The sequence below is a fragment of the Chryseobacterium sp. SG20098 genome, from assembly GCF_031844745.1.
Classification (GTDB): domain Bacteria; phylum Bacteroidota; class Bacteroidia; order Flavobacteriales; family Weeksellaceae; genus Chryseobacterium; species Chryseobacterium cucumeris.
Genome location: NZ_CP134622.1, coordinates 4675673 through 4699559, shown reverse-complemented (window position 1 = coordinate 4699559; position 23887 = coordinate 4675673). Strand labels below are relative to the sequence as shown.

The following is a 23887-nucleotide window of genomic DNA, read 5'->3' as shown; positions in this document are numbered from 1 at the left end:
AACTTTTCCAAAGAAACGTATTTCTTTTCTTTCAAAGTTATTGTTAAGATACAGATTGTCAAATATAAAAAAATTAATATAAAGCTGTACTTAATACTCTTCTGCCCTATTTTACTTAGAAAATTTAAGAAAGTCGATTATAAAAACACACACAAAACCAACATTCTTGTTACTTTAAATTCTAAGATGACCCTTTATCTATAATTTGTACATACAATAAATTCTTTGTCTTGGTCATTTATTCTGTTTGTTCGATGACTTCAACAAATTTTTTACACAAAATGGATTTATCATAAACTGTTTCAGCCAATTTCCTTGCATTCTGTCCCATTTCCGTTACCAATTCAGGATTGTCTTTCAGATAGAGTACTTTTTGTGCAAGTTCTTCCGGACGGTTTGGGTTCACATAAAATCCGCAATGGTATTTTTCGGCTATATCTTTGGTCCAGCCGGCAGAGTTTACAATAATTGGTTTTCCTGCAGACAACGAATCGAAAAGCTTGTTTGGAGAGTTGGTATACAAAATAGGAATATCCAAAAAGGAAATCATCGAAACATCCGAAAAATTGACAATCTCAGATACGTCAGTCATAGGGAACTTTCCGAGAAATTTCACATTTTTAAGATTGCTTTTTTCTACTTCTTCTATCAAATCTTTTTCGGTCGAACCTCCTCCTACAAACAAAAATTCTATATCTTCTCTATTGTTTAATAATTTGGCGGATTCAACAATTGTCTGAGCCCCATTTGCCAATCCCAAAGAACCAAAGTGAACTATTTTGAAGGAATCTTTTTTTAAGCCGAGCTTTTCCATCAGTTGATCATTTTTTCCCCTAGGCCAGAATTCGTCCATTTTAGCCATATTAGGAATCATGGATGTTTTTTCTTTAGGAATATACTTTACAACTCCAGCCTGCATACCCGGAGAAAGAGCTATAACACGGGAAGCATTTTTATAAATCACTTTTTCCAGCAGACGAGTCGTTTTTATTGTCCAACTATTTTTTATGGCTCCCATCTGTATTGGCACCTCCGGCCAGAGGTCTCTTACTTCAAAAACAAAAGGCTTCTTTTTAAACCACTTTAATATAAGTGCCGGAATACCTATTGTAAGAGGAGTAGATGTAGCAATTACCAAATCGATATCTTTCTGTTTCATTCCTACTACAGATGATTTGTACATAAATTTCAAGAAGGCCTTTAACCTTCTGGAAACACTCATATTCTGGTCGTAGTCTTCTTTTATATAAACGACTTCAATACCATCAATTTCTACAATTTTAATATCCTCTGAAAATTTGGATGATGAGGTGAGCATAGTAACTTTATGCCCGTTTTTAATAAGTTCTTGTGCCAGCCAGTACGATCTTGTTCCTCCTGGCTCCTGAGGAGTTACGAAATATTGGTGGATGTATAATATATTCATTATTTTTTTTCTATATATAATTGTTGATATACTTCAGCTATTCTCTTCCAGTCATGATTTTCTAACAATTGTTCCATATCAAAACTATAATGATCTCGTTTTTGGATTAACCGTTCAAGCCCTCGTTCGATTGCAGAAACAGAAGTGTCTTCCACTTTTTCTCCAATAGAATCATCATAAAAACCGTCGATCCCTTCATTTTGCGTGTACATCACCGGTAAACCTTGCAAAAGTGCTTCTATATAGACCAAGCCAAAGGTTTCTGCTTTGGAAGGCATTGTAAAGAAATCGCTTCGTTCGTAATAGGATTTTAGAACAGGCAGACTGTCTACTTTTCCTACAAACTCAAAGGAATGATCATTTTTAATAGAATCCAGGATTCTTTTCTCGTCATTTCCTCCCCCTCCAATCAGTGTTAATTTTATTTTATTCTGAATTTTGTGATTATGATTCTTAACAGCATTAATAAGGTTAAAAACATTTTTGCCCTTATTGAATTTCCCTATATAAAGCAGCTGAATGTTTTTTTCATTCTCAACAATTTTCCTGTTCATAACCTTTGATTCTATCCAGAAAGGGTCTACACCATTTGGTATCACCATTAGTTTTTGCTGTATATCGCTCATGATATGAGACAAGCGGGGATCTTCAAGCATTCTTTTTTTATAGACTGCCGAAATGGTTATGATCTTATTTGCATTCTGAAGTATTTTTTGTCCGTAGCCTCTTTCGTGCAGAAAATACTTCAAAAACACGTTAAGATCTGTATTTCGTACTGCTAATATGTATGGAATATTATATTTTTTATGAAGCTCATAGGCCACCCCACCATCGCTGTACCAGGTGTGAGCATGAATAAATCTGACGGTCTTGAGGTCTATTTTTGCTTCAATGTCCTGTACTATTTTTTTAATTTTTCTTTTATACAAAATCCGATCTGCATATTTTGATAAAATATGGCTATAGATAATTTGAGAGCGGGTATTTTTAAAATCTATTTTATTTTTCCCTATTCTGGAAGATTCTCGAAATGGATTATATACAATCTGCTCTAGCCCGTTATTATCCAGCTCCCTCACCAAATTTTTATAAACTGTAGATCCTGAGTAATCGTTTGTAATGTGAAGTATCATTATGGATAAATTGAATTAAACTGCAGCTCTAAAGAAGAGTTGCTAATTTTATTACTGTAATTCGAAAGGTTTTTTTCGACTAAAGGGTATAAACTTGCATCAAAATAGATAAGTTTCATCCAGCCATCCGATATCTTCCATCCTGTATTCTGCACACTTGGATCTGTAGTACCATCTACATTATCGGCAATACTGTTCCCTTTAAGAATCTTAAGCTTTAAGGTATTGCATAAATAATTGAAATTAAAGTCAGCCCAATTGGCATTTCCCAATTCTCTTGCCTTTATTAAATATAATACGACATGATTTCCATGTGACACATCCTGTACAACCGGTTTATAATTCTTAATTTTCTGTAACGCCTTACAAAAAGTATCAGGATATGTACTGTTCCACGTATAATACAAAACGCTACCTGCGCTCTTGTTTAAAACCAACGCTTTTTTCAGCTGCTGATCAAACTGATTTACAAATAAAGCATATGAATTTTTATCAGATTCGTCATACTTCATCAGATAGAGTGCAACAACAGCCCAGTTTGCTCCTGTATGAAGCCTCTGATGAAACAATAATGAATAATCTCCATATTGACTGAAGCTTCTGGCTTTCCATTTATCGAAGGAGTATTTTAAACCACTTTCTATCACTGGTTGATAATTCGTATACAATTTATTCTTAGCTAGAATATCCAAAAACTCACCGATATATCTGAAAAAATATCCTTCTGAAATTAAATGTTCCTGTCCGTTCGCTACTGCATTCTGATTTCCTTTTGCGACATTCATCACCCAGCCATTCTTTTGGTACGAGGTATTTGAATTCGTATCAATCAGGATTGGTTTTATGACAGAAATATTAGTATCAATATATTTTTTATCTTTTGTTTTAAGATACATATTGTTATTTGCATTGATAAAATATCCTAATGCCATGAAATCATAAGTATTTTTACTCTTCGATGACAGTTCCATTTTCTGCAAACCATAACTTTTGGATGCCTGCATATCTGCATTATACCTGCTTACTCTGTTTTGCTGAGCAAAAGAAAAGCTAAATAATAATAATAACGCACTAAGCTTTATAAAATCACTTAAATATTTCATAATTATTAATATTATAATTTTGAATCAGATTCTGTAACTGCTTATCGTTACCTCCATCTGCAACGTTTTCCTGACTTAACTTGAAGAGTGAATTTTTATTTTCAATGGGAATTAAGTTTGAAAAATAATCGGATTTCACTGTCTTTGTCCTATTCAACTGAGCCATAATATTCAGCCAAACATCATCTGCCATAAAACATAAGCTGACAAATGCATCTTTATTTACAACTTCTTCACTAAAAAAATTACTTTTATATAAAGTTCCTCCCCCACTTGTGTGAAATAGATCAAATGTCGGTCCACAATTTCCGAAGACTTTTTTCCATTTTGAATATTTGCTTATGGTATTATCATCATTTCTAATAACCATATGTGCTCTGTGGCAACAAATTGTATCGGGAAATTTCTTATGTAAATCCATTAAGTCTTTAATGATATTCGACGGATAAAAAATATCATCATCTATGGTTATAATAACGTCGTTTTGATATTCCTTAAAGGCATAGTAATACTTTTTATGAGACCTTAAATCTTCGTCTACAAATATTATTTCTAATTGCTTCTTATTATAGTAACCCAGAAGATTATTCGGTATATCTTTCAACTCATTCGGAAATTGATCTTTTGCCAGATACAATACAATTTTATTTGGCAGCAGACTTTGTCGTAGCATACATTCTACAACCATCCATAATTTGGATATTCTTCCCGGAAATGTTGTGAGTGATACGATAATATTTTCCGGCAATTTTTCGGGTAGTACTACTTCCTTTTTAGTGTTTTTAAGATATATCGGGAAGACAAAATTTGAAAACTTTCTTATAGAAAATCTTGCTAAAGACTGAGCTTTAGAAATTTTTCTTAACGATGAATACGTTCTATCTATATAATCAATTAACATTTTTAGTTGTCGTTTTATAAAATGATGATATACAGTAAAGACTTGCCAGCCAAATCCACATGTAAGGATTATTTAAATAAACACTATTAATTGTAAATGCTAATGGCATTACCAGTAATGATCCTAATAAGATATAGTTTGGAATTTCACGCTTTTTAAAAATCCTTTTGGGATTAAAAATTTTAAATAACAATAAAAGAAATGTAAAGAAAACAACAATCCCATATTGAGAGAGTAATTCTATAAATAAATTATGGGGTACTAGGATAGGATTATTTGTCATTTTATTCGCTGTATCAGAAAAATTTCCAGCTCCCACACCCAAAAATTTTGAGTCAATAAACATGTCTATACCGACATTGATCATTTCTTTTCTAGAATTGTCTTCCAGTCCTTTTTGTTCTATTCTTGTCTTTAAATAAGAAAATGCTGCATTATTCATTACATATATATACCCTGCAACAGATGCTATTATTGAAATGAATGTGTACATAATGGTTTTGCTGATTGACTTGCTGGAATAAAAAATAATATATATTACAGTAGATATTAATAAGCACAGCATAGTACCACGACTTGCATTAGTTAATACAACCCAAACAATTGCAAAAATAAAAAGGATATAAAATGTTTGAAATAATTTGTTTGAAATAAATTTGAGTTTAGCTAAAATAAAAGGAAATGAAATCGCCAAAAGGTGATTATATAAATTATAATTTCCAAAAGTAATAGCTGCATATTTTCTAAGAGTTCCCACACCTCCTAATACCGTATCATCTCCAAACTTTGAATTAGAAAAGTGTAAGTTGAAATTAATTTCTATAATTGCAATTGGAATACTTAGTAATACAAATATAACCCAGCCATTTATCAGTTTATTTAAACTTATATACTTGCTAAAATTTACTATTTCAACGAAAATAATAAAATTTATCAGCGCATATGCAAACTCTTTTAAGGATTGGTCATTATTAAATGTTAAAAATAACATTGACAATACACAATACATAATAAAAGAAAAGAAAAACAATAAATACTCTTTCCCTTTAATAAGCTTTTTATTTAAATCCTGTATCAGTAAAGGTAAAAATAAAATAGCAAGAAGTCTCGGTGCTTGTAGCATACCACCGTATAAACCAAATATCTGTGAAATGATTAATATTAGGGTTATATTTTTCTTTAAGTAATTCATCTATTAATCAAATTATCCAACCTTATCAGAAGGAAAATAAAATTCCAATTCTTATAAATAAAAACCGATTTGGAAGGAAATAGTTTTCTTTTAATATATTTCACAATAAAAGAATCATACTCTCTTGTAAAAACAAAAAAGTTTTTTTTACTGATGCTATTTAAAAGATCCATAATTTCATCTTTTTTCATATTACTCTTATGTAAAAAAATGAATAGCAAACTAAAATAATAGTGGTGTCTATTGATTATAAACTTTTTTGGAAAGAAATCTATTATATCTTTCTTATTATATAATTCTAAAATTTTTAAAACTGATTCTACATTTTTTATAGTCTGCTTTTTCTTCATGATTGACTCTCCCCTTTGTACATAGTTTACGAAGATATTGTCAATAACTTGCAGCGCAGGATTTTTACTATAGACTTGTGTATTAAATAACACATCCTCATAGATGGCTCCTTTTTCAAATATGATCTTATGTTGATCCAAGAAATTTTTTGAATAGATCTGTGTCCATGCTTGAACACCATAGTTATTGTATTTTAACAGCAAATCGTGGCCACTAATCTTTTCTTCATTTTCAAATTTTTCAAATTTGACAATTTTATTTTCATAAATTTCCTGATAATTAAATAAGAAAATATCGGTCTCTTTATTGATTTTTTCAAAAAAGATATCAATACTATCACTTTCAATATAATCATCTCCATCAACAAACCAGATATATTCCCCTTTGGCTATTTTATATCCGGCATTTCTGGCATCAGAAAGCCCCCCGTTTTCTTTTTCCAGGATGACAATTCTTTTATCCGCTTCTTTATATTTTTTACAAATACTGATACTATTATCCGGAGATCCATCAATTACCAGGATCAGTTCAAAATTAGCAGAAGTATTTTGTATTATACTGGCAATACATTTTTCTATATAATTTTCAACATTATATATTGGGACGATAATTGATAAAAAAACATCATTCATTTACATTCTCTATTAATGGTAGGTAAAACTTCCTTATCTCCTGAGGATTATATTTCTCATAGCTATCATTATTCAATAACTCATCTATTGCTGTGTTTGCTTCCTCTACATTTTTAACAAACTTGATATATTTTAAATACTTAATCCAGTTGTAAGTTCCTATAACTTTCTGATTATAATTTGAAAAAACCACGCATGGTGTTCCTGTAATGATGCAAAGAACCATTCCGTGTAATCTGTCAGTGACCACTATCTTTGCCTTAGAAAATTGTAACAGCTTATTAGTTAATATTTTTTTTCTAACAGATTTTATATCTAAATCTGTTATTTTATCACAATGCATATCAGAATTAATTATTTTGTCAAATCTTTCTTTTAAGATTTGGGTAATTTTATCTTTATCATCTGCTGTTAATATTGATTCCTGATCATTTCTGATTACTTCCAATGCATATTCCCGCTCATTTTCAAAACTATATTCAGTGTAAAGAACAATATCGGGAGTCAGAATTATTTTGTTTTTTGGAAAATATTTTTGCATTAATTCAAATGATTTTTCCTCCCTGGCTGTTAAAATCAAATTTTTATGTTTTCCAAAAATATCTTGTGTTCTTTTTAATTCAGATTCACCAATCTGATCATTTGAATAATAGATCGTTTGTGGAAACAGTATAATTTTATTTTCAGGAAAGTTCTGAATTACCATTCTCCTTAAATTTTCTTCCCTCATATATTCATTCCCGAAATTGCCACCTCCATGAACAAATATCAAATCATCAGGCTTAATATTATTTCTGTACTTTTCTATAAAATACTTCATCTGAGACTGATTGATCTCAAAAATGTGATGCCCGGGTAAATTTTCCTGAAAAAATTTTAGCTGCCCCTCGGCAATAGCGTGATCTCCAATATTAGTATGAGTAGGAGTCTGAAATAAAAATAACCGCTTTGACCTGCAATTAGTAATTTCATCAGCAATTTTATCTACTCTGGCATTATTCTGTATATTATTGATAATTGAATTTGCTTTATTTTTTATTTTGTTAAATAAATCCATATTTATTTCTTTATTTTTTTTATGATTGTTTTTTTAAACTGTAAATACTCTTCCCGCTTAATACCAATAAGAATAATTAATACCAACAAAATAATCTCAGCAGCAATGGTTGAAGATATTGCAAAAAAGTAACTGCTAAAATCTATTTTTTTTATGACCCATACCAGAATAAAACAAGAGAAAATAACCAGAAAGGTCTGTTTTAAATAAAGTACTACGTCTGGCCAATCATATTTCAATTTATGATTAACATAAAGAAAACGAAATATGAAGGTGCATAAATTTAAAATAACATTTAAGCTCATAATATATACAGGAGAAAAACCTAATTTTAAGAATATATATGCCAGCGGAAGATTTAATAATAATATCAATGAAACCCCTAATTGATAATTTCTGATATTTCCAATGGCATTGGCAGACATCCAGAATGGTCCAACTATAGCATTAATAATAGAGCCTATTATAACTATTTGAGTGAAGCTTACAAGGTATTGAGGTAAATTAACACCAAGCCATAATTTTAAAATAAATTCTGTATGTAATAAAATCGGTATTGATAAAACTAAAAATAGAAATACTGAATATTTCGAAGTATTTAATACTAATCTTTTATGTGTTTCCAAATCATTTGAAGCATAACTCTGAGTAATTTGTGGATTGAATGCTACCTGCATATTGGAAACAAAACTATATAAAACACTATTTACCTGATTCGCGATACCTAAGGCTGCATTTACAGTTACACCGATGAATATATTCATAATCATATTCAATCCCTGTGTTGAACTTAAAACAGCCACTTGTCCGAATAAGCTCCAACCAGAAAAAGATAATAATTCCCTGAATAGTTTTTTGTCAGAAAAATAATGGTAAGCAGTTTCTTCCTTAAAGTTCCTATAGCAATAAATTTTATAGATTACATTAATTATAAGATTGACCAGTAATAATAAAAATGAATACACTATCAGCTGATCATATTCAACAAAAAGAGATAATAAAAATACAATAGCTAGTTTTAATATAGTCTCTACTATACCCAGATAGGCATAGAAAGACATCCTTTCATTCGCGAGTATGGTAGCATTGAAAGGTATTCTAATGATATTAATTATTGTTGTAATTATAGAAAATTGAAATACAAAATTCGCTGCATTAAGCCGGTTAACTGGAATATTTAATTTGTAATTTAAAAACCACAATCCAATAGTCTCCGACAAAACCAATACCATAATTGAGATAATTATATGAATATTGAGACTCATACAAAAAACTCTATTAACTTTTTCTTTGATTTTTGAAGCTAATTCAATATTTAAAAATCGTTGAGTAGCACTTGTCATTGCATTATTTAAAAAAGAGAATAATACAACTACCCCCGCTACTAAATTATATATCCCAAAATCCTCTACGCCTAACTTCTGTAAAATAATCCTTGAAGTATATAAGGAGATCCCCATATTGATGATCATCCTTATATAGAGTAATATTGTATTTTTTGCGATCTTTTTTGTACTGGACAATTTATTTACTTTTAATCATTACCAAATAGATCCCTTGTGTACACTTTTTCCTGTACATCAGCAAGTTCCGGTGCATTGCGGTTAGAAATAATGACATCGCATTCTTTCTTGAAAAGTTCTAAATCTCTTACTACTCTGGAACCGAAAAAAGACTCTTCATTAAGGGCCGGCTCAAACACTTCCACTTCTACTCCCTTAGCTTTAATCCTTTTCATTACGCCCTGGATGGCAGATGCTCTGAAATTGTCGGAGCCTGCTTTCATGATCAGACGATAAACACCTACCTTTTTTGGTTTTTTGGCAAGCACAGAATCTGCTATAAAGTCCTTACGGGTTCTGTTGGCATCTACAATTGCCTGAATAATATTATTGGGAACAGCGTTATAATTTGCCAAAAGCTGTTTGGTATCTTTAGGCAGGCAGTATCCTCCGTATCCAAAAGACGGATTATTATAATGCGACCCAATTCTCGGATCCAGACCAACACCTTCCACAATCTGGCGGGTATCCAGTTCATGAATCTGCGCATAGCTGTCTAATTCGTTGAAATAAGCCACACGCAATGCTAAGTAGGTATTTGAAAACAATTTAATGGCCTCTGCTTCTGTAGGATTTGTAAATAATACTGGAATATCCTTTTTTACCGCACCTTCTTTCAATAATTCTGCAAAAATCCTTGCTCGCTCACTTTGCTCCCCGACAATAATTCTGGAAGGATATAAATTATCATATAAAGCTTTACCTTCTCTCAAAAATTCAGGAGAAAACACCACATTATCTAAATGCATTTTGCTTTTTAAGTCTACGGTATAACCTACAGGAACCGTAGATTTAATAATGATTACAGCCTCAGAATTATACTCTGCAATTTCCTTAATTACATTCTCAACACTGCTTGTGTCGAAATAATTAGTAGTGGGGTCATAATCTGTTGGAGTGGCGACAATAATATATTCAGCCTTATCGTAAGCTTCCTTTTTATCTAAAGTGGCTTTGAAATTAAGGGGTTTAGTACTTAGAAACGTACTGATTTCTTCATCTTCAATAGGAGATTTTTTAGTATTAAGCAATTCTACTCTCTCCTGAACAATATCTAAAGCTACAACTTCATTATGTTGAGCCAATAAGACGGCATTAGACAAACCTACATACCCTGTTCCTACGACTGCTATTTTCATTCTCTATTTTTTTATAAACGATTATCGTATTTCTCTAAAATTCCTTTAACATCATATAAAACTCCTCCTTCCTTCAGATAGCGGGAAAGATCAATATTCAGGAATTCATCATGAGAAACTGTGAGAACAATTGCATCAAACTGTCCCTTCACATCTTCAAGAGAATTGGTAGATTGTATACCATATTCATGCATTACTTCTTCTGGATTTGCCCACGGATCATACGTTGTCACTTCTACAGAATAGTCTTCCAGCGCATTGATAACATCTGCAGCTTTTGTATTTCTTACATCCGGACAGTTTTCTTTAAAAGTGATTCCAAGATTCAGTACTTTGGCATCCGTAATGTTGATCCTTTTCTTAATCATTGTTTTTACCACCTCCGAAGCTACAAACTGCCCCATGGAATCATTCAGTCTTCTTGCGGTAAGGATAAGCTCAGAATAATATCCTACGTCCTGCGCTTTCTGGGCAAGATAGAAAGGATCTACCCCGATACAATGTCCTCCTACCAATCCGGGCTTGAATTTCAGGAAATTCCATTTCGTTCCTGCTGCCTCCAGAACTGCGTGTGTATCAATATCCAGAAGATTAAATATTTTGGCAAGCTCATTCACAAAAGCAATATTGATATCACGTTGTGAGTTTTCAATAACTTTTGATGCTTCAGCTACTTTAATAGTAGGTGCCAAATGGGTACCTGCTGCAATTACAGATTTATATAATTCGTCTACTTTTTTACCAATTTCTGGTGTAGAACCTGAAGTTACCTTTAAAATCTTCTCTACGGTACGTTCTTTATCTCCCGGATTGATTCTTTCAGGAGAATATCCTGCAAAGAAATCCTCGTTAAACTTTAATCCCGAAACTTTTTCCAGCACAGGGATACATTCTTCTTCTGTAACACCAGGATAAACAGTAGATTCATAAATAACAATATCCCCTTTTTTCAATACTTTTCCTACTGTTTCAGATGCTTTATATAAAGGTGTCAGGTCCGGACGATTATGTCTGTCTACCGGTGTAGGAACAGTTACGATATAGATGTTAGCCTCCTTAATATCTTCCAGATCAGATGAGCAAAGCAATCCTTTTGATGAGTTTGAAAATGGGTTATCTTTCACTAAAACCGGCTGTAGTACTTCATCTTCTACTTCCAACGTGGAATCTTTTCCGCTATTCAGTTCTGCAATTCTGGCCTGGTTGATATCAAAACCTACTACGGCATATTTTGTTGCAAATAAACGGGCCAGTGGTAATCCTACATACCCCAATCCGATTACCCCAATTTTATTCTGTATATTCATATTAAATGTGATGTTCTTACTTTATTTTAATGTTTATTTTGAAGATAATTTGATTTATTTATTAAAAAGCTTTTGCCACCAGTTTTTCTTCTTATCAGCTGTATATCCGTAACCATAGCCATAGTTGTATCCGTAACCGTAACCACCAACATTTTTAGAAACATCATTGATCACGAAAGAAACGTTTGATATCTTTGATTCTTTAACCAGTTTATTGGCAAAATCTATTAATATTTTTCTTGATACTCCTGATCTTACCACGTATAAAGAAGCGTCAGCAGTATCAGAAATACTCAATGTATCCGAAACAAGCATCAGCGGAGCAGAATCGATCACAATATATTCGTAACGGGACGACATCTCACTGATAAGCTTCTGATAACGACCGTTGGAAAGAAGCTCCTGAGGATTTGGAGGAATAGATCCCGCATAAATTACATCACATTCAGGATTGGTATCGGAAATATGTATAAGATCTTCTATATCTGTCGTTTCATCGTATAAATATTCCGTAAGACCTGCATTCTTAACACGCTCATCATCATACCTCTGTATTTGCGGATTTCTAACATCCGAACCAATGAGTAATGATCTTCCGTTTTTGCTTCCCAGTGTCAGAGCAAGATTCACTGAAACCAGTGTTTTTCCTTCTCCTTTCACTGAAGAAGTTACCAATATGACTTTCGCTGAATCTTTTTTAGGAAGCAGAAATTTCAGGTTGGAAACCAATATTCTAAATGATTCCGCCAACTCTGAGAAATCATTCCTCTGTACCAAATGATTCTGATCATCCTTCAGCGATGGTATATCTGCTAACACTCCAAGTGGCGAATTTTCAGTAATATCTGTACGGCTGTAGATTTTATCATCCCACATAAAGAAAAGATAGAATACTCCCAACGGTAACATTAATCCCAATAAAGCCGCTGCCAAAAGAATAATATTTTTCTTAGGTGAAACCGGAATATCATCTGTATAAGCAGGGTTTACAATTTTAGCTTTCGGAACATTCACAGAAAGATTGATTGCGTTTTCTTCTCTTTTCTGTAAAAGAAAAAGGAAAAGCTGCTCCTTAAGATTCTGCTGACGTTCGATACCTCTGTAGATTTTTGATTGTCCGGGAACCTTTTCAATCATATCTGTACTGGCAGAAATTTGGCTGTTTATCTGTGCGATAGATGCCTGAACGGTTGCTTTTTGCTGACGAATGTTATCTCTTACAATTTCTTTTAGTGAAGAAATTTCTTTATTCATTTCTATCACTGCAGGGTTCTCATTGGTTGCCTGCTTCAAAGTTTTATTTCTAGTGATAACAAGATTATTATATTGTAAAATGGCCTGTTCCAAAGAAGGATTAAGCCCTAAATTAGAGGGCATAAGCTGATTATCTCCTTTTGAAGCTTCATTTTGAAGAGAGTTAAGAAGATCCAGCTGGGTCTGCTGTATAAGAATTTGTTTTGTGTTATCATTTGTATTCTGAAGCGCCAACTGAGCCTGCGCCTGTAAGTCTACGATTCGGTTACGATTTTGGAAATCTTCTTTTTGATTCTCCACTCCTGAAAGGTCTCGTGAAATAACCTCTAATCGTTTATCGATAAATTCCTGAGTATTTTGAGCTTGTAAGTTTTTATCTCTTAGCCCATCCAGATTATACTGTTTGGTTACCTCATTAAGAATAGCCTCTGATTTTTCAGGAACAGTTCCTACAATCTTAATGTCCATAAGCATAGCCTTCTGATCCGGAAGATCAACCTGGATCTTTTTTTCCAAAGATTTTACCTTCTCTATAGGATTCCAGAAGACAATTTTATATTTATCTTTAAAGGTAAGACCCGGTACTTTTTGAAGAACTACAGTTCCAAAATCAAGAGCTAGATTTTTATCGAAAGTTCCCTTTACTTTTTTGTTTTCCTTATCTTCCAAAACAAATTCGTTTCCGTTGACTTCTTTTACCATGTATTGGGAAGAAACAAATTTTTTGGTATTCTTATAAGAAATAATTTTTGCAACAATCGGTACTTTGATAAATAATTCTGAATCCCTTATCTCACCCGAATTATAATATTGTATATTAAGATTTAGGTTTTCAACAACTTTCATAAGGATTGGTCTGGAGTTTACCACAGCCACTTCACTTTTAAGTTCATCTGCATTTCCTAAACCAAGTCCTAAGTTATCAAGATCAATTAGTGCTCCTGTTAAATCAGACTGTTTCTTATCAAATTTTAAAGTAGTAGTCGATTCATATTGAGGCACAGCATATCTTAAATATATAAAGGCTATAGTAACAAATAATAAGACAGATGCTATAAACCAAGGCCATTTTACTAAATATTTTCCAATGATCTTTCTTAAATTCAAAGATTCTTCACTTTCCTGAAATTCTATCTGCTGCATATTTTATTTTCGAGTTAAAGCAATAATAAGTGTACCCGCTGTAAGTAAAGCACCAATAATCTGGAATGTAAGAGCTCTGTTCGGATTTGAGTTAGCCTGGACCTGCTTATTTTTGTCCGGCTGTACATATAATATGTCATTTTGTTTCATATAATAGTACGGCGAACTCACAATATCGGATCTTGTAAGGTCAACATTCACCACTTGGTCAGCACCATCTTCTCCTGTGCGTATAAGTTTTACATTGGTACGGTCTCCGAAATCCGTCATATCACCTGCAAGTCCAAGTGCTTGAAAAATATTGATTTTCTGAGAGAGACTTTCTTTCTGCCCTGGTTGTTTTACCTCTCCTAAAACACTCACATTGAAATTTTTAAGGGTAATAGTCACCAATGGATCTGTTAGATATCTCTTAAGGCGTGATTCCAGTTCCTGTTTTAGCTGTACCTGTGTCATCCCTTTAGTATATACATTTCCTAAAACCGGAAAAGAAATATAACCTTCTTCATTGACAAGGTATTGACTTGGTTCTACGTATTGGTTGATGCCTCTTCCACTGTCGCTCCCTACTTTGTTTGCAGTATTAAGATTAAAAGGTTTTACGGCAATTTCATCAAGTGCGGATACCAGAATAAGAAGAACATCTCCTTCCTGAATATGTAATCCCTGAAATTTTGCTTTCGCAACTTCCTCTTCCATATTATGTTTCGACATATATACCATATTCTGCTTCGGTCTGCATGATAACAAAATAACCGATAACAATGTTATATATGTAATAATCTTTTTATTCATATGTTGTTTATTCTAAGTCTACTTGTGTTATTATTTAAAATCTATCTGAACTAAATTTAATTTAAGATACCTAATAGGAAGAAAACTAACCACATAAGTATTCTATATTTATAAGAAGTTTACGAATGTGAGAGGTATTTAATCTTTATATTTAAATCAATTCTTTCTCTAGCAATTTTCATTCCGTTTGGAATTAAAATAGCAAAATTATTATTTTATATCAGTTTTTTATGTATTTTATTCTTTAATTTCATTCATATGCTTCATGTTCAGATATCTTGTCAAGAATTTCAAATTCAGAGTTATTGCTTTTAAATTCCGGCACAATTATTTTTAATATTCTTACAATCTGTAAACTATCTTTATTCATTGCTGAAAGAATAATTTGCGAGCACAAAATATCTATATCTTCAAACTTCATCAATGGATCTCTGGATATCATAATTTTCTCATGATGGGTAGGAATAGTTGTAGAATTATTCGTTAAAAGTTCTTCATATAGTTTTTCACCAGGTCTTAAGCCAATAAAATCAATTTTAATATCGATACCTGGAGTATATCCTGATAATTTGATCATTCTTTCCGCTAAATCCAAAATTTTAACCGGTTTACCCATATCAAAAACATAAATCTCTCCTCCCTGTCCCATTGTTCCTGCCTGAAGTACCAATTCGCAGGCTTCAGGAATCGTCATAAAATAACGAATGATATCGGGATGAGTAATCGTCACCGGACCTCCTTTTTCAATTTGTTTTTTGAAATGTGGTATTACAGAGCCATTGGAACCTAATACATTTCCAAAACGCGTTGTTATAAATTTTGTTGTATTCTCCGAAGAATTTTGTAGAGACTGTACAAAAAGTTCAGCAGCTCTTTTAGAAGCTCCCATTACGTTGGTGGGATTTACAGCTTTATCTGTAGACACCATCACAAAACGATTTACATTATATTTTTTCGATAAGAGTGCCACATTTTTAGTTCCTCCAATATTGACAAAAATAGCTTCATGTGGATTATCTTCTATTAATGGTACATGCTTGTAGGCTGCCGCATGATAAACTATTGAAAACTGATAATCATCAAACAATTTCTCCATTCTGGAATAGTTTGAAATATCAGCCAGTATAAATTTGAACCTTTGATTTGGGAATCTTTCTAATAATTCAAGCTGCAACTCATATAAAGGAGACTCAGCCTGATCTACCACAACAATCAATGATGAATTTAGCTGAGCAACCTGCCTTACAATCTCACTTCCTATAGACCCGGCACCTCCGGTTACCAGAATATTTTTATTAACATGAAAACATTTTACCTCATTGTTTTCTATTTTAATTGTCGGACGATTCAGTAAATCTTCAATCTGAAGAGGACGGATACTTCTCACCTTATCATCCTCTTTTATGATATTGGTTACGGGTACTTTTAATACTTTCAATCCTTTATCCAATGCAAAGCTAGTCCATTCTTCTATCTCTTGCTTTGTCATCACATCTTTGATTAAAACCGCATCAAATTGTTCTTTCAGAGTATCACTCTTAAGAAATTGCTTTTTATTATAAATTTTATGGCCAAGCAACCTTGCTTTTTTAGAATCTGATCTTGCAGTGAGAAATCCTGCCAGCTGATAGGGATGGTCGGGATTGTGAATAATAGCCTTTGCTAATGACACGGAAGTATCCTCTACTCCTAAGATAGCAATTCTAGCTTTGGATAGAGTATCCTTAGAATCTATTAATACACCGAAAAGCTTTTTGATTGCCATTCTGAAAAAAAACATCAGAAAAATGGAGACAAAGAAAAATAAAAAAAGAACAGGATATAAAAATACGGGTTTGCCCAATATCAGTTCTGACATAAAATTCAGTCCAAGCAAGACAATAAGAGCACTCCCTGAAGACCATACAATTTTAAAAAAGTCAAAAAAAGTAGAGTGTCTGATAATTCCTGCATAAGTTTTGAACAGAATTATACACAGAATATTAATAAGCACCACTGAAAATATCTTTTCCTTTTGATACTTAGTAAAGTTAAGTTTTACCTCCAGACTATTCAGAAGAAAATATGAAACTAAAATTGAAAAAAAAATGACTGAAACATCAATAAGAAAAACCGACCACCTGGGTATATATCTTAACTCCCTGATTTTAAAAACATTCCCCATACACAAATAAACCTAAAGTATCTTTTTCATTATTTCAACAATTGGTGGTTTTATTATCAGGCGAAGATAATAATTATTATTAATATTTTTAATAGCACACGTTAATTTTTATTCAAAATATAAATTACTAGTGCCACAAAATATTTTAACCTAAAATTAATACGCATATTCCAAAAAAAAATACTGTAAAATAAGTATTTTACAGTATTTTGACTACTTTGATTGATAGTTGCGATCCGGACGGGACTTGTACTTTTTTAGAAAAAGCCCTATCCATAAGCTTTATGCTGTTCTCTTATATTGTAGGTCACCGAATAGGTCACTTTTTTAATAAGATTAAGAGCGTTTGTTTTTAACTGGTGCAAATATATAGATTTTTTTTTGTTGTACAAAGAAATTACGTTTTTTCTTTGTAAACAATCCTTAGCTATATAAAAGATATAATTTAAAAGCAAGTCTACAACGTCCAGATTTCAAGAAGTACTAGATTTACCAAAGATAAAATAGAAGTTTGTAAGGATTGTGAATCCCACTATATCTGTACATTGTAGGGCTTACATTAAACACATCAACAGTAATGACGATGATTTCATATAAATTTTGGTGATGGTAATTTATCGTCTTGAAATGGTGGAGTAGCATTTCCATATAAGTAATATACTATTGTAGCTATTAATATTAAAGCCAACACTAGAATCCAAAGAGTTGTATACCATTTTCTCTTTTTTGTAATATACAACAAATCAGAATTATGCTCTTCATCGTTATTAAGTATACGCGCAATATCTTCTTCTGTCAATAAATCAGTATATCTCTTCTTAAAATCACTATAACTTTTTTTGAATCTACTTTCTTGCTCACTCAGTTCAAATCTTGAGATTATCATATAAACTAATGTTATACCTAAAAACACCAATGTTATTAGAGTACTGTACATAATAAAATCAGAATTATTCTTAGGAGTGGCTAATATTCTTGTCACTATAAGAGAAGAGAAAAATGTAACAAGCGACAATGCAGACTTTTGAAATCCATTGGCAAAATTGTCTGTAAAACTAGCCACCCGTTTACCGTAATCTGAAATTTGGTCAGACATTTTATTTCTGACTTCGATATATTGTTTTACATTCTGTTTTTCATATACTTTGTAGCTAGATTTTAACGATTCAAAAACATCTCCTTCAAGCTCTAAACTGGAGTCTTTTTTTAGATGTAATGAAATTAAGTTTCTAGCTAATCCAAGCTTATCTAAAATATTCCCGCTGTTGTATATCCATAAATATATATTGTAAAAATCATCTAAATTTTTAATATTAACATTAGCGGTATTTATGGATTCACTTATTGACTTATAGCCGTTTAACTTATAATAAAAACTTTCTTTTGTCAGATCAGTGATATCAAAAATTGATGCTATTAGAAGAATTTTGGCTAACCTTTGAAATTGTTCCAATGCTAACAGTTCAATTTCACCGTTACCGCTGAAAATAAAATCTTCTGGGAGAACCTTTAGTTTTGCAAAAAAAGATGAATGATTATTGGAAATAATATTATTAATTCTCTTTTCACGGTAACCATAATCCTCTTCTTCTGCTTGATATTGCGCGGCAATAAAGAATTTACTACTATTTAATGTACCAACAAAATCATTTATTAATATATAAATCTTTGAAGTATGATCAAAAACACTGCTGGAGAAAAAGTTTGCTAAACTTACACTGTCAAATGATTTTATATAGTTGAAAAAACAGTCTTTTGAATAAAAGTGGAATTGGTTATCGGTTGAAGTCTTATAAATATTGATTTTAATGTTGATTTTTTCTCCCTCTTCATGACTTGACAATAAATTATTTAGATCGTTGAAACTTAATGAAAAATTATTATCATCTTTGATTACAACAGATTCCCCCTGATCAATAGATAAATAGAAGGAACAAATATCAGAATTTTTTACTTCCGCAAAAATATTTTTGATAGTTTCTTCTGTAGGCAGTAAGATTGTAGGATATGAATATTCTATTGTAAATTCATTGAAATCTTCTTCAAAAATTTCAATCTCATTGGGAGTTCCAATACTATTAAAAAAATCATGATACCACATACTTTTATAGATTAACCACCAAATTCGTCGAAGCCCGTTGAGGTCTTGATAAATATACCTTTCTCATTTCGATCGTTACGAGCACTTTCTATTGTACCAGGATTTACTTCTCCTTTGAGAACCAAATCGATACTCTCATGTAAGCTAATAGTTTTCTTAATTTTTGCAGTAATTGCTTTTTTAACTAAGCTAAACTGAGGATCAAAAGCAAACTTTTTAGGAAGCTCTCTAGCCTTCACCACAAATTTTTCAATATCTAAATCTTCTTTCTCTGGAACATAACCATCTAAACATTTTTCAATATAATCCTCTATTTCAAACTCCTCATTGGAACGGAAATAATGAATAGTAGTATTTCTTAAGTTCCAAAAATCAATATTTGATTCCTTTCTAATAATATTGAGTATTTTCGATTCTATAATAGAAAATGCCCTTTTTGTATTTTCCTCATCTTCATACTTTTTCGCAAGTTCTAAGAAAGTATCCCACCAATATTTTGATATTGATTCATTAATATCATTAACATAAATCTCTTCTATATTTTTGTTATTGTCAAAAATAATTTGAACAGATTTAAAAATCTTTTTCTTTAATGGAAATCCATCTTGTTGAGTAAAGGTTTTCCTTTCTATGTAGGAAAGAGTTTCAGCTTTACAAATTATTATTTTTTCAACATTTCTATCAGTGATATGCGAAATGATAAGCAAACCTTCGTGCAATTGTTTACCTAATTTTGATATTTTTTCCTGGGCTTCCACTTCAATTCTTAGTAACCTGTCGGCAATTGCTTCTACTTCACTGAAATCTATATCACCATTAACAATTTGGCTGACAATATTAATAACTTCAGTATGCATGCTATTACATATAAACTGTCTACCCCCTTGTATTGAAATTTCGTGCACAATCCCATGAATAAAACTCAAGTAATCTGATTCATTTTCGGTTGCTTCTAAACTCGTATGTTTATTAGCATTTAAATCAAGGGTATATGAACCGATGCCATGAATCTGGAGATCACGTTGTGGAAAAACTCCTTCGTACTGTAAATCATTATTGTCTGCCATTTAAGTAATCGAATAAAAATACAATTCTACTGTATTATAGTTAATAATTTTTTGTTAATGCAATGATTATAACATTATTGCCAAATATATTAAAAATACATTATTAGAAATTACGTGTTTCCATAATAAAATGAAGTTAAAATAATATAGTGCTATAGCCAGGTTAATCTATGAGACAATTAAAAAAATTCAATGAATCCGAATATTGATCAAAGGATTTTAAAATTCAGATATTTTTTTCTCACTATCATTTAGATAAATAAGATTATTCGGTTCTGACATAAACCATGCAAAACTTCCCCAAGCCAATTCGGGAACGGTTTTACGGAATGGCTGTACTTGTCTATCTTTATAAGCTGTTACGAATGCTATGTGCTTGCGATCAAATCCTGCTCTATCACTTAACTCATAAAGAGCATTTTTTCTTCTTTCAGAAATTGGCCCATCAGACGCAACAACTTCAACGAATATTAAAAGTGGATTAGGTGTACCTAAATCTGCTAAGATAAGATCGGGTAAATTTTTATCTGCTTCTATTTCAAGTCCAATAGCTTTAGCTATAACATTATCTACAAATGTTACTTTTGCATCGCTTGTACTTAACCATAACACTGCAGGCTCTTTTAAAAATTTATTTGCAAAAACCTCTACTACAGCTTTTGATATCACCGAACTGGGTCCTGCAATTAAATTTCGTGCCTCACCATTTGGAAATGTTACCAAAACTCTTCCGTCAGTTGCATTTCCTGTACGACCTGCTACAGATAATCTGGCTCTTGCACTTGCTGATAAATTATTATCCTGCCATGATTTGACTGCTGCTTCTAATTCCCCTTCAGCAATTGCCGGATCAAAGAGGTTAGCGAAATCATTCTGAAGTGCATAGCGTGGTCGACTGGAAGTAGTAGGTAATCCAGTTTTAGTTAATACAGCTCCAACTGGAATCAAGCCTTCTCTTAGCGTTTCATCTCTGATTGGCTCTCTGGTATTATCAGCATACCATCTTTTACCCTCAGGTTGAACCTTTCAACAACGCATTCTTACCATACTCTTTGCGACTTAAATCATCTGAAAGAGCTGATTGCTCCATAGTCATCCTATAAACGTGAACAGGCCCTATATAGGTTTCTCTCCCGTCAATTGCGCCAATATACAACATTGTAAAAATTGTGCTGGCTGCCATCTCCCTGATAAGATAAATTCTGTTTGGAGTACCTTCAGGAAATATTACTGGAAGTCGTTCATGGATTAATTCTCTCGTTACGTAAGTAGGCAATTGACTCATTTAGTTTTTGTATAAATTTTCGTGCATTCTTTTTCTATAAGATCAGAATCTGCATTATTATTGATTAGTGTATTTAGTCGTTTTAATTTTGATGGTGCGGGTAATGGTAATGATTCCAGTTCATACGCAGATACCGCAACACTCCCACTGATTGTTCTAAACGCATCATTCACTACTTTGCTATTTAAGAAAGTTGATAATGTTTTAAGGTTGACAGTAGGATTTGACACTGTTGGAATAATCATATTCAAATGATTTTCAACAACAGCAGATGTATATTCTTTAAATAATTCATCAGGTAGCACTGTGGTAATCAAACGCTTTTCCTGTTCCTTAGAAGTCGTTCGTTGTAATAAAACACAAGATTTAGTAGTCAGCAAAAAGTCATTTCCTTTTTTAAAATGGAACCATTTTTTATGATTAGCTTTCTCTGCCTTCAATTCAAAGTTACCATCTTTAGAAACAGCCTCAGCCCAAATTATAGGAAAAGAACTTTTGCTTTTCTTATCTGACAACTGTTTTTTATGCCTGTTCCAAACCAATTGTCCAGTGCTTACTTTATAACCGTAGGTACTTAGACTATCCTTCATGTTCGACATGGATGCTACAATTTTAGCATGTTTAATGTCCCTTGGTAATATCCATGGAGAGCATGTGTCGATCGATAATTCGTATCTTCCAACTGAAGAAATCTTTAATCTGCCATTAGGCAATGTAGAAATCTCACTAATTTCTAGAACCGGAGCCTCATTTGATAAATGATTTTTCTTTTTATAAACTGCCAATAGTGTTTCTTGAAGCACATCTTCAAATACTCCTTTTCTGCCGGCAACAAAATCAATTGTTAAAGGATTTGTTTCTTTTCTAATGAACATTCTTAATTTTTTAAAATATTCACCGGAAAGAAAACTGGTAGGGGTAAGGTACCCGACAATTCCTTCAGGTTTAACCAGATTAATAGCTAAATGGGTAAACAATCCATAAAGATTCGCATGACCATAAAGGCTTTCCTCATATTCTCCTCTAACTTCCTTATTTAATGTCAATTTTCCGTAAGGCGGATTTCCTATTACAACATCAAACTTCCTTTGGTTATCTTTACTTGAAAAAAAAGAGAGCGTATCACAAATTGTTACTATAGGCTTTATACGACGACCTGCTAAATTCATGACATCTTTTACAGCAATTTGCAAAAATACTTCTGTCAACCATGCTGAGAATGGATCAATTTCATAGCCTTTTAAGTTCTGCTCAAGATGTTTTAATTGTTCTTCAGGTGATAAATAATCAGTTGCAGAGATTATGCGAAGAGCTATAGGTGCTAAAAAAGCACCACCTCCACATGCAGGATCAGCTACAGATGATGATGTCCAGTCAACACCAGCATTTTCAACAGCGTTTAATAATCTATCTGTAAGCGCTGGCGGAGTATAAAATACGCCGTTATCTGATCTCAGCTTTTCTGGAAGGATACTCGTATATAAATTTCCTAACTCAAATGACGCTTTAATAACATCTAATTCCGCCGCAGCTTTGCCAATAACATTTGCAACAGCTTCAATGCTATCATCAAGTTCAACAAAAGGAAACTGGATGCTACTAAGTTGTAGAGGAAAGAACGGTAAAAAATTTTGATTTGAATTCCAATAAGAATTAATAACACGTTGCATGAAATATTGTGCCGTGTGAAGTCTCACCTCTTCATCAAACTGTTTCACCCAAGCTTTAGCCATAATCCTTCCGCTAAGCAAGGTCTTAGAAGGCTCTCTATCTTTGTTACTCAAAACAGCTAAAATTTCCTTTGTAATAGCTGATTTAACTGTAATTCTTTTATGGCTTAATGTAGTACTCATAATATATTTCAAATATAACTAAACTATAATCTTTAAACAAGAAACTTTAGAATTGCCTTTTACAAAGCTACGTTCATAATGCGACAAATTATGACGTATTAAAATAAATGTTGAAATATGTGAAACCATACCTCCATTTTAGATTCTAAAAGCTAACAGACTTGATTTTGACTTTTTAAATTCTGTAATAATAGTATTCCTCTAAATACTTTTTCATTATCTTTTTCCTACCACGGCCGATACTTTTTCCAGATTCCCCTTCTCTTGACATTCATAATTATTTCGTTTATTTAAGGTCATAGTTTATTTTTTACACAAAATATCATTTTCTTCAAATTTAGCTTATTGAGTGGGTTATCAAATATATAGTTTTTTTTCTCTATTATTTAAAGTCAATTGCTTCAAGTCTGTAGACATAAAAC

18 protein-coding genes are annotated in these 23887 nt (G+C 32.2%); all 18 read right to left on the bottom strand.

The window, feature by feature from the left end:
- Positions 1-238: 238 nt before the first annotated feature.
- On the bottom strand, positions 239-1426 hold the full coding sequence (locus RHP76_RS21550; protein WP_288442067.1) for a glycosyltransferase family 4 protein: 1188 nt from the start codon (positions 1424-1426) through the stop codon (positions 239-241).
- Positions 1426-2559 (bottom strand): glycosyltransferase, encoded by a 1134-nt coding sequence (locus RHP76_RS21545; RefSeq protein WP_311229035.1) that lies wholly within the window; start codon positions 2557-2559, stop codon positions 1426-1428. The genes RHP76_RS21550 and RHP76_RS21545 overlap by 1 nt, the downstream gene beginning before the upstream one ends.
- On the bottom strand, positions 2559-3662 hold the full coding sequence (locus tag RHP76_RS21540; protein ID WP_311229034.1) for a hypothetical protein: 1104 nt from the start codon (positions 3660-3662) through the stop codon (positions 2559-2561). The genes RHP76_RS21545 and RHP76_RS21540 overlap by 1 nt, the downstream gene beginning before the upstream one ends.
- Positions 3646-4563: a hypothetical protein gene (locus RHP76_RS21535; protein WP_311229033.1), complete on the bottom strand. Its 918-nt coding sequence runs from the start codon at positions 4561-4563 to the stop codon at positions 3646-3648. The genes RHP76_RS21540 and RHP76_RS21535 overlap by 17 nt, the downstream gene beginning before the upstream one ends.
- Positions 4553-5755 (bottom strand): O-antigen ligase family protein, encoded by a 1203-nt coding sequence (locus RHP76_RS21530; protein ID WP_120232990.1) that lies wholly within the window; start codon positions 5753-5755, stop codon positions 4553-4555. The genes RHP76_RS21535 and RHP76_RS21530 overlap by 11 nt, the downstream gene beginning before the upstream one ends.
- Positions 5752-6738 carry a glycosyltransferase gene (locus RHP76_RS21525; protein WP_311229032.1) on the bottom strand — a complete coding sequence of 329 codons (987 nt, stop codon included), beginning with the start codon at positions 6736-6738 and terminating at the stop codon, positions 5752-5754. The genes RHP76_RS21530 and RHP76_RS21525 overlap by 4 nt, the downstream gene beginning before the upstream one ends.
- Positions 6731-7795, bottom strand: coding sequence for a polysaccharide pyruvyl transferase family protein (locus RHP76_RS21520; RefSeq protein WP_311229031.1), 1065 nt, complete (start codon positions 7793-7795; stop codon positions 6731-6733). Before RHP76_RS21520 ends, RHP76_RS21525 begins: the two co-directional genes overlap by 8 nt.
- 2 nt (positions 7796-7797) lie before the next feature.
- Positions 7798-9267, bottom strand: coding sequence for an MATE family efflux transporter (locus tag RHP76_RS21515; RefSeq protein ID WP_311229030.1), 1470 nt, complete (start codon positions 9265-9267; stop codon positions 7798-7800).
- A 62-nt stretch (positions 9268-9329) separates the two neighbouring features.
- Positions 9330-10496: a nucleotide sugar dehydrogenase gene (locus RHP76_RS21510; RefSeq protein WP_288442057.1), complete on the bottom strand. Its 1167-nt coding sequence runs from the start codon at positions 10494-10496 to the stop codon at positions 9330-9332.
- Positions 10497-10507: 11 nt separating this feature from the next.
- The gene (locus RHP76_RS21505; RefSeq protein ID WP_277694231.1) at positions 10508-11803 is read right to left on the bottom strand and encodes a nucleotide sugar dehydrogenase; all 1296 of its coding nucleotides are present in this window, start codon (positions 11801-11803) and stop codon (positions 10508-10510) included.
- Positions 11804-11857: 54 nt separating this feature from the next.
- Positions 11858-14200, bottom strand: a complete 2343-nt coding sequence (locus RHP76_RS21500; protein ID WP_123278165.1) for a GumC family protein — start codon at positions 14198-14200, stop codon at positions 11858-11860.
- 3 nt (positions 14201-14203) lie between these two features.
- On the bottom strand, positions 14204-14914 hold the full coding sequence (locus RHP76_RS21495; protein WP_228432267.1) for a polysaccharide biosynthesis/export family protein: 711 nt from the start codon (positions 14912-14914) through the stop codon (positions 14204-14206).
- A gap of 331 nt (positions 14915-15245) precedes the next feature.
- Entirely contained in the window at positions 15246-17159 is a 1914-nt protein-coding gene (locus tag RHP76_RS21490) for a polysaccharide biosynthesis protein (protein ID WP_409193506.1), read from the bottom strand.
- Between the two features lie 589 nt (positions 17160-17748).
- Complete coding sequence (locus tag RHP76_RS21480) at positions 17749-19260, bottom strand: hypothetical protein (RefSeq protein ID WP_311229028.1); 1512 nt, start codon at positions 19258-19260, stop codon at positions 17749-17751.
- 11 nt (positions 19261-19271) lie between these two features.
- The gene (locus RHP76_RS21475; protein ID WP_311229027.1) at positions 19272-20327 is read right to left on the bottom strand and encodes a hypothetical protein; all 1056 of its coding nucleotides are present in this window, start codon (positions 20325-20327) and stop codon (positions 19272-19274) included.
- 219 nt (positions 20328-20546) lie between these two features.
- Positions 20547-21275, bottom strand: coding sequence for a BsuBI/PstI family type II restriction endonuclease (locus RHP76_RS21470; protein ID WP_311229026.1), 729 nt, complete (start codon positions 21273-21275; stop codon positions 20547-20549).
- A 64-nt stretch (positions 21276-21339) separates the two neighbouring features.
- Complete coding sequence (locus tag RHP76_RS23490) at positions 21340-21612, bottom strand: hypothetical protein (RefSeq protein ID WP_409193505.1); 273 nt, start codon at positions 21610-21612, stop codon at positions 21340-21342.
- Positions 21609-23465 (bottom strand): HsdM family class I SAM-dependent methyltransferase, encoded by a 1857-nt coding sequence (locus RHP76_RS21465; RefSeq protein WP_311229025.1) that lies wholly within the window; start codon positions 23463-23465, stop codon positions 21609-21611. Before RHP76_RS21465 ends, RHP76_RS23490 begins: the two co-directional genes overlap by 4 nt.
- Positions 23466-23887: the final 422 nt, after the last annotated feature.